This window comes from Flavobacterium sp. (genome assembly GCF_031411595.1).
GTDB lineage: Bacteria > Bacteroidota > Bacteroidia > Flavobacteriales > Flavobacteriaceae > Flavobacterium.
In genome coordinates, this window is sequence record NZ_JANOBI010000058.1 from 65,516 (window position 1) to 80,972 (window position 15,457).

12 protein-coding genes and 1 pseudogene are annotated in these 15,457 nt (G+C 36.4%); 5 read left to right on the top strand and 8 right to left on the bottom strand.

Features of this window, described 5'->3' with window-relative positions:
- Nucleotides 1–17: 17 nt before the first annotated feature.
- The 7 genes from RMO03_RS13925 to RMO03_RS13955 are packed head-to-tail and all read right to left on the bottom strand — an operon-like array spanning nucleotide 18 to nucleotide 7,375.
- Nucleotides 18–956, bottom strand: a complete 939-nt coding sequence (locus RMO03_RS13925) for a hypothetical protein (RefSeq protein ID WP_309642713.1) — start codon at nucleotides 954–956, stop codon at nucleotides 18–20.
- Nucleotides 940–1,872 carry a GNAT family N-acetyltransferase gene (locus RMO03_RS13930; RefSeq protein WP_309642714.1) on the bottom strand — a complete coding sequence of 311 codons (933 nt, stop codon included), beginning with the start codon at nucleotides 1,870–1,872 and terminating at the stop codon, nucleotides 940–942. The genes RMO03_RS13925 and RMO03_RS13930 overlap by 17 nt, the downstream gene beginning before the upstream one ends.
- A gap of 3 nt (nucleotides 1,873–1,875) precedes the next feature.
- Nucleotides 1,876–2,862, bottom strand: coding sequence for a polysaccharide deacetylase family protein (locus RMO03_RS13935; protein ID WP_309642715.1), 987 nt, complete (start codon nucleotides 2,860–2,862; stop codon nucleotides 1,876–1,878).
- A gap of 9 nt (nucleotides 2,863–2,871) precedes the next feature.
- The gene (locus RMO03_RS13940; RefSeq protein ID WP_309642716.1) at nucleotides 2,872–4,254 is read right to left on the bottom strand and encodes a B12-binding domain-containing radical SAM protein; all 1,383 of its coding nucleotides are present in this window, start codon (nucleotides 4,252–4,254) and stop codon (nucleotides 2,872–2,874) included.
- Entirely contained in the window at nucleotides 4,251–5,030 is a 780-nt protein-coding gene (locus RMO03_RS13945; protein WP_309642717.1) for a class I SAM-dependent methyltransferase, read from the bottom strand. The genes RMO03_RS13940 and RMO03_RS13945 overlap by 4 nt, the downstream gene beginning before the upstream one ends.
- Complete coding sequence (locus RMO03_RS13950) at nucleotides 5,020–6,480, bottom strand: radical SAM protein (protein ID WP_309642718.1); 1,461 nt, start codon at nucleotides 6,478–6,480, stop codon at nucleotides 5,020–5,022. Before RMO03_RS13950 ends, RMO03_RS13945 begins: the two co-directional genes overlap by 11 nt.
- Complete coding sequence (locus RMO03_RS13955; protein ID WP_309642719.1) at nucleotides 6,473–7,375, bottom strand: nucleotidyltransferase domain-containing protein; 903 nt, start codon at nucleotides 7,373–7,375, stop codon at nucleotides 6,473–6,475. The genes RMO03_RS13950 and RMO03_RS13955 overlap by 8 nt, the downstream gene beginning before the upstream one ends.
- 263 nt (nucleotides 7,376–7,638) lie before the next feature.
- Here RMO03_RS13955 and RMO03_RS13960 point away from each other — a divergent pair, with 263 nt between their 5' ends.
- Nucleotides 7,639–10,272, top strand: a complete 2,634-nt coding sequence (locus RMO03_RS13960; protein WP_309642720.1) for a DUF5916 domain-containing protein — start codon at nucleotides 7,639–7,641, stop codon at nucleotides 10,270–10,272.
- Here the strand turns inward: RMO03_RS13960 and polA are convergent, their stop codons facing one another.
- A complete protein-coding gene (polA, locus tag RMO03_RS13965; protein WP_309642721.1) occupies nucleotides 10,273–13,128 on the bottom strand; it encodes a DNA polymerase I in 2,856 nt (951 codons plus the stop codon). It abuts the gene before it with no gap.
- 170 nt (nucleotides 13,129–13,298) lie between these two features.
- Between polA and RMO03_RS13970 the strand changes: the two genes are divergently transcribed.
- The 4 genes and pseudogenes from RMO03_RS13970 to RMO03_RS13985 all read left to right on the top strand — a co-directional run.
- Complete coding sequence (locus RMO03_RS13970) at nucleotides 13,299–13,487, top strand: hypothetical protein (RefSeq protein WP_309642722.1); 189 nt, start codon at nucleotides 13,299–13,301, stop codon at nucleotides 13,485–13,487.
- A 111-nt stretch (nucleotides 13,488–13,598) separates the two neighbouring features.
- Nucleotides 13,599–14,063, top strand: a complete 465-nt coding sequence (locus RMO03_RS13975) for a hypothetical protein (protein WP_309642723.1) — start codon at nucleotides 13,599–13,601, stop codon at nucleotides 14,061–14,063.
- A gap of 90 nt (nucleotides 14,064–14,153) precedes the next feature.
- Complete coding sequence (locus RMO03_RS13980) at nucleotides 14,154–14,828, top strand: response regulator transcription factor (protein ID WP_309642724.1); 675 nt, start codon at nucleotides 14,154–14,156, stop codon at nucleotides 14,826–14,828.
- Nucleotides 14,829–14,837: 9 nt separating this feature from the next.
- Nucleotides 14,838–15,457 (top strand): annotated as a pseudogene (locus tag RMO03_RS13985) (sensor histidine kinase); the annotation flags it as partial.

The window sequence follows — 15,457 nt, forward strand, 5'->3', positions numbered from 1 at the left end:
GATATGATTTTAAAAGATTAAATGTTATACGATCGACTTCTTTGTTTTTTGATCAACCAAAACTTATGGATATGTGATAAAAAAGGCGATCGGTTGATGATCATTTCTTCTGAAACCATTTTCGCGGTATAAATATTTTGTGTTTGATAGGAATATATTTGGGTTAATTCGACCCAGCAATATTTTGAAACGATATTGGGAATTTGAATAGCATACTGCGGATTTTCAATATAGGCAATCTCATTTTTTTCAGTGGTGTAATTCCCAAGTTCATAAATGGCGTTTTCTTTATAAAAATCAGAAAAACCAATCGAAAAAACACCACCGATAATCACTTGATTCATGATTTTATTAGAAGCTCTGACACCAAAAATAAAGTGATTTTCAATTTGGCGGCAAGTGTCTACCGGAAACGAATTTTTGGTTTTTTCGGCTTTCGTGCTGATTAAAAAAACGGCTTTTGGATAATAAAAAAACGAAAGAATTTTATTAAAAATGACCGCGTTAAAAGTTTTAATGACGAAGTTGTTCTTTTTTAAAGCTCTTTTGTAAAATCGGTTGATGTATAGTTTTTGTAGCCATCCGACATTCAGGGTAGCAAAATCCACTTTAAAAATAACGACGGTTTCTTCTCCCAACGGAATACAATTTTCAAATGTGACTTGCCATACGATAATGGGTTGTTTGTTTTCGTTGAGAATCGTTAGTTTTTTTATTTCTTGTAATGCGTCGTCGACTTTTAAATCTCTTGGAATCGTAACGCCTATAATTTGAGGCTCATATAACAAATGAAAAACAGTACCATAATATTTCCGGTGATTCAATTCGATTTCTACAGGCTGCTGCTCACTTTCTATAAGCGGCAACTGCACAAACTCTTTGTGTTTTTTTGTCCAGAAATAATCAATCAGATGCATCATATTATAGGTTCTTTCTCTTTTAAAAAATATCGACATCGCCCAAAGTAAATTTTAGATTTTCCAACGGGAAGTTGGAATTTAAATTCATATAACCTGCAATCCAAGAATCGAAAGTATTCCATTTTTGGTTTTGCATCCAAAGATCAATAGTCGTATGTGGCGAGGTTTGCATGATGATTTCGCTAATGCCGGCTTTGCGACAAAGTTGTTTTAACTTTTGAAGTGCTTTGGTAAAACGCGCTTCAGAAATCGCTTCAACATCTCCAAGATACAATCCGTTTTTAATATTGATCCAGAACAAGCAACCTTCAAGCTCGATTACAAAACTTCCGGAAAAAGATTTATAACGATAATAATTTTTATTTCGGTCAACCGTAACGGCATTTTCGGGCATCATCGCATTGGTTTGAAGGATTCTGTCTACTTTGTATTGATTAAAAATCCAACCACAATATTTTTGATAAACAACGGCTGTGGCATTATTTTTTTTGACCAAATTTTCTATCGAAAATCGAGCAACTCGAGTCGAATAACCATTGATTCGCTCAGAATATTTCCAATCGAGTTTATTCAAAAAACCAGGTTCAGAATGCTGATTTGGAAATCCCCAGACGAAACTAATTCCGGACGTTTGTAACAAATCATAGGTTTGTTTCGCCAATTTTGTAAACAATCCTTTTCCACGATAATTCGGATGAGTCATCGTATTGACCGAATGCGCGGCCATTTCAGTTTGATTTTTATAGCGCATCAAAACCGGAATCACACCATAGAAAGCAATGGGTTTTTGGCCATCATAAGCGAAGTAACCATAATAATCTTTTTCAAGATACGAAGCATCAAACTTTTTCTCTAAAAGACCACGCAAAAGCGACTTTCTATATACTTGTTGATACAGTACATACAAATCATGAATGTTGTTTTTTGTGAAAGGTTTGATCGAATATTCCATAAATTATCGGTAACTGCCTTTTAGTAAACAAGCCAAAAGTTGGTTCTTGGAAATATACGGATTGATCACAAATCGATTTTTCAACGCGGATTTACGGCTGTCTTTTTCAACATTATAATCAAGCAACAGGATTTTTGAAAACCCTATTTCCTCGCAATGGTCAACCAATTCATCCGTATAAGTTCCGAAGGGAAAAGCAAAGGCTGTAATCTTATTTTTTATAATATCCTCCAAAATCGTCTTGCTATACCGTATTTCTTGCTGCGCTTTTTCTTTGGATATCGCTACTAAATTGGCATGCGTCATGGCATGGGCACCAATTGTAAACAAAGGATTTTGAGCAATTTCCTGAAGTTGTTCTTGTGACATTAATTTCCAATAGGTTTCGAGTTGTGGCGAATTGATATTGTTCCAATCTTCTTCAAAAACTTCATACAGCAATTTGATTTTTTCATAGTCTAGCTTCGTACAATAATTTTTTAAAGTGATGCCTTGGTAGGCAAATTCCTTTTTATGGTTTTTGCGAAAGTAATTTCCATTGAAAAGGATTTCTTTTTTTGGGGTATAATAGGTTACCAAATCGAGAAAATCAGACCAAATAATCTTTTTGTTTTCGGGAATTGTTGTGATGAAAAACGTTGCAGGAACTTTATATTTTTCGAGTATTGGAAGTGCCAATTCGTAGTTATTGCTGAGCCCGTCATCAAAGGTAATCGCTATGTTCAACATGTCTTTTTTAAATTTCTGGGCATAAAAATCATCCAACGAAATCAAGTTGTAATGTTCTAAAAAATATTGAATGAGCGCTTCAAAATAATCCTTCGAAACGAATCGACTGTTGTAGTCTGTGTTTCCGTCAAAATCAAGGCTATGAAAAACTAAAATCCGCTCACCATACCGATTTTTCAACAAATGATTTCCTAAACCCAATTGAAACAAAATGGTTTTATATAACAGCGCTAAACGATATTTTATTCTCAATAGTAACATTAAAAGAAATTATTTATGAAGCGTCATCAACGTATTGGCTACAATCGATTTGGTTTTTAATTTTAATATTTTTAAGACATTGCTTTGCTTTCCTTTGATCAATTCTCGATGGAACTCGACTTCATTCACCACTTTTCTAACCGCGTAATCATAATATTTCCGAGAATATTTTCTTTTGAAATCAATCTGCCTATCGGTTGAAGTTTGCCAATCGGGTTTGATGGTAATGTCATTTTCAATTTCAGTATACAATGAAGTACCTTTAATCGGATAAGCAATCGTAATGGTATATTGCGTCGGATTCGCGTCTTTCAAATATTGAATCGTTTCATTGATGTCATCTTCGGTTTCGCCGGGATAACCAACCATGATAAACGTTCCGGTTTCGATGCCCAAAGCATTGGTGTCTTGAATCATTTTCTTGACATGATTCACATCGACGCGGCGATCCATGAGATCGATGATTTTTTGGGAACCACTTTCGGCGCCAATCCAAATGCGGAAGCAACCGGCTTCTTTGAGCAAGCGTAGAATTTCTTCGTTTAATCGTTCGGCTCTGGTAATACATTCAAAACGAATTTGCGCGTTTTGCTTGACGACTTCTTCATGAAAAGCCGTGAGCCATTTGTGACTGATTGTAAACACATCGTCGACAAACCAAATCGCATCGGGTTGGTATTGGTCTTTGAGCATTTTCATTTCCTGAGCCACCAAATGTGCCGGTCTTCTGCGATAACTTTGCCCGTAAACCGCGGTGCTGCACCATTTGCAAGTGTAAGGACAACCGCGTTGCGTAGAAATCGTCATCGAACTTTCGCCATGATTTTTTTTCCAAGTCGATAAGTATTTTTCGTTTGGAATGGCATCGCGATTTGGTAATGGCAAATCGTCGAGTTCGCGGAATTTAGTTCTTGCCGGTGGTTGAATAATGAGGTTGTTTTCCTTAAATGCGATGCCATTAATTTCATGAAAATTACCTTGATTCATAATCGCATTATACAACTCAAAAGTCGTTTCTTCTCCTTCGCCAATGACTAAAAAATCTGCGCCGGTGTTGAGGTAATTGTCTATATTGTAGGTCACATCGGGGCCGCCAAGAATAATTTTCGGAAATCCGTAAGATTCGGATTTGAGTATTTTGATTAATGAAACGACCTCTATTTTCGTCATCAAATTGGTGTAGATCGCAATGACTTTGGGCTGTTTTTCTAAAATAAAATTAAGCTGTTCCGCTTTCGAAGAAAACGTCGAATCGAAAACATCATTGGAAATGTTTTTACTCAATAAATAACCAGACACATACAACAACCCCAATGGAGGATAGGGTTTCATAATCTTCTGCTCTTTCGGATCAGCAGATAAATAGTAAGCGTGGGTTAGTAGGATACTCATTTTTTTTCAAAAGCAATTAAATAATGATCCGCATATTTTGCTAAAAAACGATACGTTGTAATTTTTCTTTCTAATGCATTCAGTAGTGCAATGAATCGCGGTTTGTTTTTAAAAAATGGCTCCAAATACGAAGGCGGTACAAAAAAACCAATCGGATTCTGCTGCTTCAAATCGAAATAATAATCAGCTAAAGTTAGGGTTTCTTTTGGGTTATAGTAATAAGTAATGACTTTTTCTGCGTCGACATTGGCGATGACACTGTCTTTTTTTCTTCTGAATATGGATTTTAAATTTCCTTTGAGCAAGAAATATCCTTGTTCCCAAAGTGTATTTCGTGGCATAATCACCAACACCAATTTTCCTTTTTCGGTAAGCAATTGCGCTGCGTTTTTAAAAAATAATTCCATTTGAATTTCCGACAAACAATTCAATCCACCGAAATTGGAAAAGATCAAATCGAATTTTTCCGACGGAAAGTAAACAGATAAATCATTGGTGTCAGCTTGAATAAATCGGATACCATTTTGACTTTCTTTAGCTTTTGCAATAGCAATCATTTTCTCAGAAATGTCGGTTGCTGTAACATTAAAGCCTTGTTTTGCCAGCCAAATCGCGTCTTCGCCCGTGCCGCAATTGATTTCAAGTATGTTGCGAATTTTGTTAGAAAGTAATGGTGTCAATTGTTTGTATACCAAAGCACGCTGTAGTTTTCCGATAACAGTATTCGTAAAAGCAGCATCGTAATCGGCGGCGGCTTGGTCGAAATCAGCTTTCATGGTCATTCATTTTTAAATGCCAACCATCCATAAAAACACTTGGAACATAATAACCCAATTTCAAAATCGACATTAATTTTCCAAAATTCAATTGCGATGGTTGTTTCAATATCGATTTCAAATGACCAATGCCTTGTGCTTTTCTATATTCTTTATGAACGAAACGCTGCAACTTTCTATAAAAACTCGAAGAATAAGTGCCATTAAACATCATTTCGAAATCATCCGAATCCGACCAATTGGCTTTGAGCTTTAAATCGTCTTTTACCTTTTCGTAGAACAATGTTCCGGGTAAAGGATACGAAACGGAAATGCCGATGTTATCAGGTTGTAATGCTTTGACCATCGCAATGGTTTTCTGAATATCGGCCTTATTTTCACCCAAATAACCAAACTGTAAAAAGAACGCTACTTTGATGTTTTTGGCTTTCAACAATTGAGTCGCTTGATAAATTTCTTCAACTTTAGTGCCTTTATCCATAGCGTCTAAAATCTTTTGTGAGGCACTTTCGGCACCTACCCAAACTTCTTCCAATCCCGATTGTGCTAAAGCATCGATGGTATCTTCTTTCAATAATAAATCGACGCGACTTTGAATGAAGTACTTGATTTTTAATTGCGTTTTATCCAATTCGCGATTGAATTCTTGCACCCAATTGGGCTTTAATCCAAAAATATCATCGCACATCCAAAAGCGTTTGACTCCAAAATGATCTTGCAAATATTGTATTTCCTTGACAATATATTCTGGTGAATGCGCATTGTATCGGTTGCCATAAATGGGCTTCGCGCACCAATTGCATTTGTATGGACAGCCACGCGTGGTAGCAATGTTGAGTGTGAATTCTTGTTTGCTTTGTTTCCAAATGGCTTTGTAACTTTCGATGTCAACCAAATCCCAGGCAGGTTGCGGCAATTCGTCTAAGTTTTGAAGTACGTTGCGTTTCGGATTGACTATCGTTTGGGTTTCTTTTCTATAAACGATTCCCGAAATTTGATTCGACGGTTGGCTGTTTTCAATAGCATTCAGCAATTCAAGCAAAGTAATTTCACCTTCACCTTTGATGATGAAATCGGCACCTTGATCTAGATATTTTTCATAATGATCGGTCGAATCAGAACTGCAAACCACAACAATACAGTCGTATTTTTTACCAATCGCAATCATTTCAAAACAAGCTTCACGCATATTGGTCAAGCACATTTTGGTTAAATAATTGAAACCGTCATCGTAAATCACCAAATATTTAGGCTTGGTTTTTTCAAGAATTGGGATGATGTTGTTTGGATTGTCGAGTAAATTGGTGTCGAATAAGTCAACTTCATAACCATTTTTTCGCATCAAAGAGGCCGCATACAAAGTGCCCAATGGCGGAAAAGGTGTTTTGTTTTTCCATTGTTTTGGGTCGAGTTTGTAATAATAGGAATGTGAAAAAAGAATCTCAGACATGTTCCTTTTGTAAAACTAAATTAAATTTCAGCCGCACTTCTTCAAGTTTGGCATTCAAAGATAAGATAACTTTTTTTTGAAAATTAGAAGGATGGTGTTTCGAAATGTTTTTGGTTGATTTTAAAGCAATTTTAAAATCCTCATCGGTTAAATAATCAAACTTTGCTTTCCATTTGATAAGCGTAATCGATTTTAAACAGTAGTCGATGGCATTTCCGAATGCATTATTCAGAGTAAACTCAATGCTTTTGGTAAACAATGGTTTCTTGATGGTGGGAATTTGATTCAAATCGGTATTGAATTTTGTAAAATATTTTGTCACCCACGAATTGGTTTTATAGAAATTTTCAAAATGCACTTTGCCTTGCATCGGAATTAAGGTTTTTATTTCTGTGGCAGTAAAACGATTTTGTTCTACAATTTCCAATTGCTTTGAAGAAATGAAATAGTTGACACAGAAATATTTCTTAGAATTCAGCAGGAATATTTTCTTGTAAAGGATTAATAACGTTCTGCAAATCCAAAGTTTGTTGTGTTTGGTGATGACGAAGAAATCGATATCACTATCAGTGTCATAATATCCTTTTGACAAAGAACCCGAAACGCCAACAGCTTCCACAAAAGGGAATTTAGCGATAAGGCTAGCTCTTTCTTGGGCTTTTACAAGCGCTTTTTTGGCTAAGACATTTCCTTTCATTCGTCTGATTACACTGTCTAAGTCGCTCCCATATACATAAAAATCATCCACTTTAGTGAGGATTTTCTCGGCTATCAAATGCGCCAATTCGTTCGATGTCTCAGCGATTTCCTCATGGTTGGTGTAACTATGAATTTCCTCTATTTTTAAAGGATACTTAAAAATCGAAAAATACAATATGGTTTTCAGTGATTCCAAAATGGTTGATTTTGATTGGGATAAAATTAGACAATTGTTTTTGAATAAAGCCGAGTCAATTTTCAATGTTTACTATTTGTCTACTTAAATATTATTAGATTTAAGACTATAAGACAGTAAGATTTTGAGGCGATTGAATCTTATAGTCTTAAAATCTCACAATCTTATTGTCTATTTATAAATTCATAAGTTAAAAGATAAATGAAACTGTAACATACAAATCATTTGAATGTCTATATAAGGAATCAAAAAATCCAAGTGGTATGAGAATCATTAGTAAGCTTATTTTTATTTATATCTTTTTCTTTTTTCATACTATTTATGGACAAGATAAAAATATTATCCCAAAGAAAATCTATACTACAAAAGCCCTTAGCGAACATGAATCGCCTACGATGGATGGTCTTATTAATGAAAAATGTTGGGATATTGTTGATTGGTCCAGCGAATTTATAGAACATGAACCTGACGAAAATACCACACCTACAGAGCAAACCAAGTTCAAAATCATTTACGATAAAAAATATTTATATATCGCTTACCGCTGTTACGATAAAGATCCGGCGGGCATTGTAAAAAGAATGTCAAGACGCGACGGATTTGAAGGTGATTGGGTGGAGATTAATATCGACAGTTATCATGATAAACGCTCGGGGTTTTCATTTACAGCTTCCGTTTCGGGCGTCAAAGGCGATGAGTTTATTTCTAATAATGGCAACAATTGGGACGGCAGTTGGAATCCGATATGGTATTTAAAAACCAACATCGATGAAGAAGGTTGGACGGCAGAGCTTAAAATTCCTTTTAGCCAACTCAAATTCGGAAATGACAAAGAACAAATATGGGGAATTCAAGTGCAGCGCCGGTATTTTAGAGCTGAAGAGCGATCTACTTGGCAACGCATTCCTTTAGATGCTGCAGGTTGGGTTAGTGAATTTGGTGAACTTCACGGTTTGAAAGATATCGAACCACAAAAACAAATTGAAATCCAACCGTTTTTTGCCTCACAGCTCAATACTTATCCTGAAGAAAAAGGAAATCCGTTTCGTGATGGGAGCGATGCCAAAATCAATGGCGGTTTGGATGCGAAAATTGGTGTGACCAACGATTTGACTTTAGACCTTACGATCAATCCTGATTTTGGGCAAGTTGAAGCAGATCCTGCATCGATTGCATTGGATGGTTTTCAAATCTTTTTTGAAGAAAGACGACCTTTTTTTGTAGAAAACAAGAATATTTTTAATTTCAAATTCGCCGATAACCAAGACAATTTGTTTTATTCTCGAAGAATTGGAAGAAGTCCACAAAGGGAAGACTTTATTGACAGCAATGAGTTTATCGATGCACCCAAAAACACGACCATTCTTGGTGCTGCGAAATTCAGCGGAAAAACCAAAAACGGATGGTCGCTTGGGGTTTTAGAAAGTGTCACCGATAAAGAATTTGCAGAAGTTGACAATGCTGGTGACCGAAGAGAAGAAATTGTAGAGCCTTTAACCAATTATTTTGTAGGACGAGCGCAAAAGGATTTCAACAATAGAAATAGTTTTATCGGAGGAATTTTCACCGCAACCAACAGGAATTTACAAGGTGAAGAATTAAATTTCTTAAGAAAATCAGCCTATACTGCCGGAATAGATTTTCAACACAATTGGAAAAACAGAAAATATTATTTTTCAGGAAACGTCGTAACCAGTCGCGTAGAAGGCAGCAAAGAAGCCATCACAAGAACGCAAAGAAGCTTGACGCATTTGTTTCAACGCATCGATGCCAGCCATGTTGAAGTTGATGATAACAGAACCTCATTAACAGGAACCGGCGGCCGCTTCGAAATGGGAAAATCTAGCGAAGGCCATTGGCGTTACACCGGAATTATGATGTGGCGCTCACCGGAATTGGAATTGAATGATGTTGGATTTTTGAGACAAGCAGACGAGGTTCGTCAATTTGGGATTGTGACCTACCAAACACTTAAACCTTTTGGGAAATTCCGAAAAGTATTTACGCGATTCGAGCAATTTTCGAGTTATGATTTCGATGGAAATTACAATCGAATGCAATACACCTTGACAAGTAATGTTAACCTCAAAAGCAATTGGAATATCAATGGGCAACTTGTTTATAAACCTAGAATTTATTCGAATACGGTTTTGCAAGGCGGGCCGCGTTTTAGATATTCTGAGGAATTTTTCCAGTACATTAATTTCGGTTCGGATGGCAGGAAAAAAATCAGTTTCTATGGTGGAATTTACCATTCCGAAGGTAGGAATAGTTCTTTTTCTTATATGGAATATGACGGTGGAATCACGTATCAACCCATCAATGCTTTGACGATTTCTTTGAGTCCAAATTTTCAAATCAATAAAAGTAAAACGCAATTTGTACCTGATGCTGGCTTTGGCGATACACGAAGATATGTTACCGCTGCATTGTCTCAGCAAACTTTAAATGCCACGATTCGAGTGGATTATTGTATCAATCCAAACTTGACGATTCAGTATTATGGGCAACCTTTTATTTCCAGAGGAAAGTATCAATCGTTCAATTATGTAAGCGATGCCAGAGCGAAGTATTATGGCGACAGGATTACAATGTACAATCCCAATCAAATTAGTTTTAATGAAGCCGACAATCAATATTCAGTAGACGAAAACCTTGATGGAACAGCCGATTATGAATTTGACAATCCAGATTTTTCTCAAGTGTCTTTCAATTCTAATTTGGTCATTCGTTGGGAATATATTCCGGGTTCGGAAATATTTTTGGTATGGTCGCAAGGAATATTCGGAGAAGCCAATTCGCGAGATGATTTGTTTACAGGCATCAACAATCAGATATTCAACAGAAAACCTGAGAATATCTTTTTAATCAAAGCAACGTATCGGTTTGTGTTGTAATTAATGCGCCGCGAGCCAATCTTTTCCAATACCCATTTCAATATCTAAAGGCACAGCCATGATAAAAGCATTTTCCATTTCATGCTTAATCATCGGTTGAATTTTTTCGAGTTCTGATAAATGAACATCAAACACCAACTCGTCATGCACTTGCAATAGCATTTTAGATTTCCAGTTTTCTGAAGTTAATTTCTTATGGATATTGATCATTGCAATTTTGATAATATCAGCCGCACTTCCCTGAATTGGAGCGTTCACAGCATTGCGTTCCGCACCACTTTTGACCATCATATTCGCAGAATTGATGTCTTTGAGATAACGTCTTCGTCCCAAAACGGTTTGTACGTAACCATTTTCTCTAGCAAAATCAACTTGTTCCTGCATATAAGATTTGAGCTTTGGATAAGTTTGGTAATAAGCGTCAATCAATTCCGCACTTTCTTTTCGAGACAATGAAGTTTGGTTGCTCAACCCAAAAGCAGAAACACCATAAATAATTCCGAAGTTGACCGTTTTGGCGTTGCTTCGCTGTTCTTTAGTGACTGCTTCTAATGGCACATTGAATACTTTTGCAGCAGTACTTCTGTGAATGTCTTCGTTGTTTTTAAACGCAGCAATCATGTTTTCTTCACCGCTCAAAGCTGCAATGATGCGCAATTCGATTTGAGAATAATCGGCAGATAATAAAGTGTAATTTTCATCACGCGCAATAAATGCTTTTCTGATTAATCGGCCTCTTTCCGTACGAATCGGAATGTTTTGCAAATTCGGATTGTTGGAACTCAATCGGCCTGTTGCCGCTACGGTTTGCATGTAATCGGTATGTACGCGCCCGGTTTTCGTGTCAACCTGATTGGGCAATGCTTCTATGTATGTGCTTTGCAGTTTGACCATTTGTCGCCACTCGAGAATGTCTTTCACGATTTGATGCTCATTGGCTAAATAACTCAAAACTTCTTCTCCGGTAGCATATTGTCCGGTTTTGGTTTTCTTTTGTTTGGCACCACCGATTTTCATTTTGTCGAATAAAATGTCGCCGAGTTGTTTTGGAGAAGCCAAGTTGAATTTCTCTCCGGCAGTTTCATATATTTTTTGTTCGAAAGCATCGATTTCTTTTTGCATTTCGACGGACATCGATTTTAAATAATCCACATCGAGGTTGATGCCTTCCATTTCCATTGCTGCCAAAACCGGAATTAATGGAATTTCGATTTCATCAAACAGTTTTTTGGTTTCGGCTTTGTCTAAAATTGGACTAAAATTTTGTTTCAATTGAAACGTGATATCAGCATCTTCAGCAGCATACTCTTTGATGTCTTCCAAAGGCACTTCGCGCATCGACTTTTGGTTTTTGCCTTTTTTTCCAATTAAATCTTCGATGGATTTCGGAGAATATTTCAAATAAGTTTCCGATAAAACATCCATATTGTGGCGCATATCAGGATTGATGAGGTAATGTGCAATCATCGTGTCGAACAATTTTCCTTTGATTTGAACGCCATAATTGGCAAGGATTTTCAAATCGTATTTGATGTTTTGTCCAATTTTTTCAATTGATTCATTCTCGAAAAAAGGTTTGAATTTGTCGATTAATGCTTGAGCTTCTTGCTGATTTTCGGGAAATGGAACATAAAAAGCTTTGCCTTTTTCATACGAGAATGACATACCGACCAATTCGGCGTGAAGTGTATCTATACCTGTAGTTTCCGTGTCAAAACACACCGATGTTTGATGTGTCAAATTTTGTAAAAGTAACTTAATCGATAAGTCGCCTTGAATGGTTTGGTAAAAATGTTCGGTATTCGATAAATTGGTATAGAAAGAACTGTGTTTGACTTCGTTGGAATCATCATCTGAGAAACCGAAAAGATCGAATTGGTCTTCGTTGGTTTTCTTGGCTGGAGCTTTTTTGGGTGTTGCATCGGATGAATTTTCGGTATTTTCGTTGGTGTCAATTTCATCATATTCTTTTCCGGTGCCAAAATACTTATCGAATTGCGTTTTCATTTGACGGAATTCGAGTTCTTGAAATAACGCATCGGTTTTTTCAACATCAGGTTTCGACAATTCATAATCCGATTCATTAAAAGTAACCGGGCAATCTAATAATATTGTTGCTAATTTTTTAGATAGAATCCCTTTGTCTTTATTGGCTTCAATTTTCTCTTTCATCGCACCTTTTAGCTTATCTGTATTTGCCAAAAGGTTTTCCATCGAACCGAATTCTTTTAGTAATTTTTTGGCTGTGACTTCTCCAACACCGGGTAATCCCGGGATATTATCTGCAGCATCGCCCATCATTCCGAGAAAGTCAATGACTTGTTCCGGTCGTTCAATTTCGAATCGTTTTAATACTTCAGGAATACCCCAAATTTCGATATCGTTGCCCATTCTTGCGGGCTTATACATAAAGATATTTTCAGAAACCAATTGTGCAAAATCTTTATCGGGCGTCACCATAAAAACCTGGTAGTTTTCCTTTTCTGCTTGTTTGGCAATCGTACCAATCAAGTCATCGGCTTCAAAACCTGCTACTTCAATAATCGGAATGTGCATCGCATTTAATAATGCTTGAATGTATGGCACAGCAATCTTAATCGCTTCAGGTGTTTCATCACGGTGGGCTTTATATTCCTGGTACATTTCATAACGATATGTACTTCCACCTTTGTCAAAAGCAACGGCTAAATGATCAGGTTTTTCTCGCTTGATAACATCCATTAAAGCATTCATAAAACCCATAATGGCTGAAGTATCCATGCCCTTCGAATTGATTCGCGGGTTTTTTATAAAAGCAAAATAACCGCGAAAAATTAAGGCGTAAGCATCGAGCAGGTAAAGGCGTTTTTGTGACATAAATCAAATTTTATAGTGCGAGTAAAAATAGGAATTTGAACGATATGTTTTTGGAAAATCACAAAGGAAAGTTAAACTTTTTTAAAGCGCGATTTCTTCACCTAGACTTCATTTTAGGATTATAATTTTACTTCATCAAAAAAGATTATTAATTCAAAATTTTAGAAATCATGAGAAAAGTAGTAATGTTATTGGCAGTGCTTTTGGGCACAAGTTTTATGGTAAATGCAAACACCATCACCAAAAAAGCGAACACGTCAAAAGAAGTGGTGGTGCGTAAAAAACACCATAGAAAAGTGAAAAACGCAACTTCAAAAAATACTGAAGCGGCAGCACCTACAGCGAAAGTTCAAAAATAGTTTTGTAGTTGAGGTTGATTAATTAATTGGGTTTTAAAGCCGGTATTCATTATATCGGCTTTTTATTTCAATCTCGATAAATGAATGCCATTGGATTAAATTTTAGAAATCATGAACAGCATCCTTTCAACAATAATACTTCTATTTAGTATGGCTCTCGTTGCTCAAAACCAAGAAGTAGAAAAACAGATTGTCCCGCCATTAGAAGTGACAAAACAATTTCAAAAAGCATTTCCTAAAATCGAGCCGCATTGGGAAAAAACCTATCGTGGGAATGACCAAACGGAGTTGAATTACGATGCAGATTTTATTGTCAATAACATCAAAATGACTGCTATTTATAATGTGTTTGGCGTTTTTAAAGTGTTGCATTCCGAAATTTCGTTGGCTGAAATTCCAGTAGCAGCTTCAAAATATTTGAAAAAAAATTACCCTGAAAACCAAATTTTAGACAGCATGAAAGTCATCGATAACAATAACAAAGTCACCTATGAAATTGGAATTAAGATTAACGACCAACTCAGCGATGCTGTTTTCAATAATAAAGGAGAGTTTCTAGAAATTGTTGCAAAATAGTAATGGAAGATTATTAAGATTGATGATCAAGTCGGCGCAACCATTTGCCGGCTTTTTGATTATATTTACTTTCGCTTTTACCCATAGTTTATGAATGTTTTAATTGTTGAAGATTATCAAGAATTGGCTGTCGAAATTGTTGACTTCTTATCGAAGACTGGCTATCTGTGCAAATGGGTGTCGAGTTGTGAAGCGGCTTTAGAAGAAATGGAAGTCAATTCCTATGATGTGATGTTACTCGATTTAGGGCTGCCAGACGGCGATGGTTTTGAAGTGTTGAAAAGCGTAAGAAAACAACAGTCGAAAGTCGCTGTGATTGTCATTACCGCACGTGGCGAACTCGATGATAAAATTGAAGGTTTGCAATTGGGTGCCGATGATTATCTCACGAAACCTTTTGCTTTGACAGAATTGGGCGCACGGTTGTTCGCGGTTATTCGTCGGATTCATGGATTTACAGTTAATGAATTGAACATACACGGATTTAGTTTGCAACTGCAAGATTATAAAGTAAGTTATAATGCCATTCCGATTAATTTAACCAAAAAGGAATTTGATATTTTTCAATATTTGGTACTCAATAAAAACCGTGTCATCACCCGATTGCAGCTCACGGAACACATTTGGGGTGATATTTTGGAAGTCAATTCTGATTCTAATTTCATCGATGTGCATGTGCGGAATCTCAGAAAAAAACTCGACAAACACGATTCGATTGCATGGTTTGAAACCGTTCGCAATGTGGGTTATCGCATTAATGATTAATCAATTGAAATGAAAATCAAACACCAACTCGCCATTTTCAACGCGCTGACTCGACTGTTGGTGGTTTTGATTCTGTGGATGTTGTTGCCGGTTTTGATTGAAAAAGTAGTCTACAAACACATCAATAGAGGATTGATTGAAAAGAAGCAAAAATTCATCGAACATCTTGACAAAGAGGAAATCAATGATTTTGTAATCCGTAAAGATTCGTCGGAAACCTACGCGAGTTTTTCTACGCTGCACAATGAGTTTCTGCAGTTGTCGCGGTTGACACAAAACCGAATAAATCCCAAAACGGTTTTTATTAACGAACCCAGAATTATTGAGGAAGAGCAGAATGATTACCGTATTCTGCAATATGAATTTATTTATGAAAAGGAAGCCTACCTGCTTGAAATCGGAAACAGCTTAAGCGAAATAGAAGATTTGACTTTTGCGATACGCTTGTTTATCCTGATTGTTTTATTTGTCATTTTGGTTGTGACTTTCCTTTTGGATACGGTGTTCATAGAATATCTGTTGAAACCGTTCTATAAAATCATCGACACTAAAATCCGGCGCGTCAACGAACCTGAAAAATTCGACCATACGCCGATCAATTCACATTCGGCAGATTTCCAGGAATTGGA

Bases quoted from the DNA above. Each gene is read 5' to 3' on its own strand.
- RMO03_RS13935 (WP_309642715.1), bottom strand. From the start codon at position 2,862: ATGTTACTATTGAGAATAAAATATCGTTTAGCGCTGTTATATAAAACC.
- RMO03_RS13960 (WP_309642720.1), top strand. From the start codon at position 7,639: ATGAGAATCATTAGTAAGCTTATTTTTATTTATATCTTTTTCTTTTTT.
- polA (WP_309642721.1), bottom strand. From the start codon at position 13,128: ATGTCACAAAAACGCCTTTACCTGCTCGATGCTTACGCCTTAATTTTT.
- RMO03_RS13980 (WP_309642724.1), top strand. From the start codon at position 14,154: ATGAATGTTTTAATTGTTGAAGATTATCAAGAATTGGCTGTCGAAATT.
- RMO03_RS13970 (WP_309642722.1), top strand. From the start codon at position 13,299: ATGAGAAAAGTAGTAATGTTATTGGCAGTGCTTTTGGGCACAAGTTTT.
- RMO03_RS13925 (WP_309642713.1), bottom strand. From the start codon at position 956: ATGTCGATATTTTTTAAAAGAGAAAGAACCTATAATATGATGCATCTG.
- RMO03_RS13930 (WP_309642714.1), bottom strand. From the start codon at position 1,872: ATGGAATATTCGATCAAACCTTTCACAAAAAACAACATTCATGATTTG.
- RMO03_RS13940 (WP_309642716.1), bottom strand. From the start codon at position 4,254: ATGAGTATCCTACTAACCCACGCTTACTATTTATCTGCTGATCCGAAA.
- RMO03_RS13950 (WP_309642718.1), bottom strand. From the start codon at position 6,480: ATGTCTGAGATTCTTTTTTCACATTCCTATTATTACAAACTCGACCCA.
- RMO03_RS13945 (WP_309642717.1), bottom strand. From the start codon at position 5,030: ATGAAAGCTGATTTCGACCAAGCCGCCGCCGATTACGATGCTGCTTTT.
- RMO03_RS13975 (WP_309642723.1), top strand. From the start codon at position 13,599: ATGAACAGCATCCTTTCAACAATAATACTTCTATTTAGTATGGCTCTC.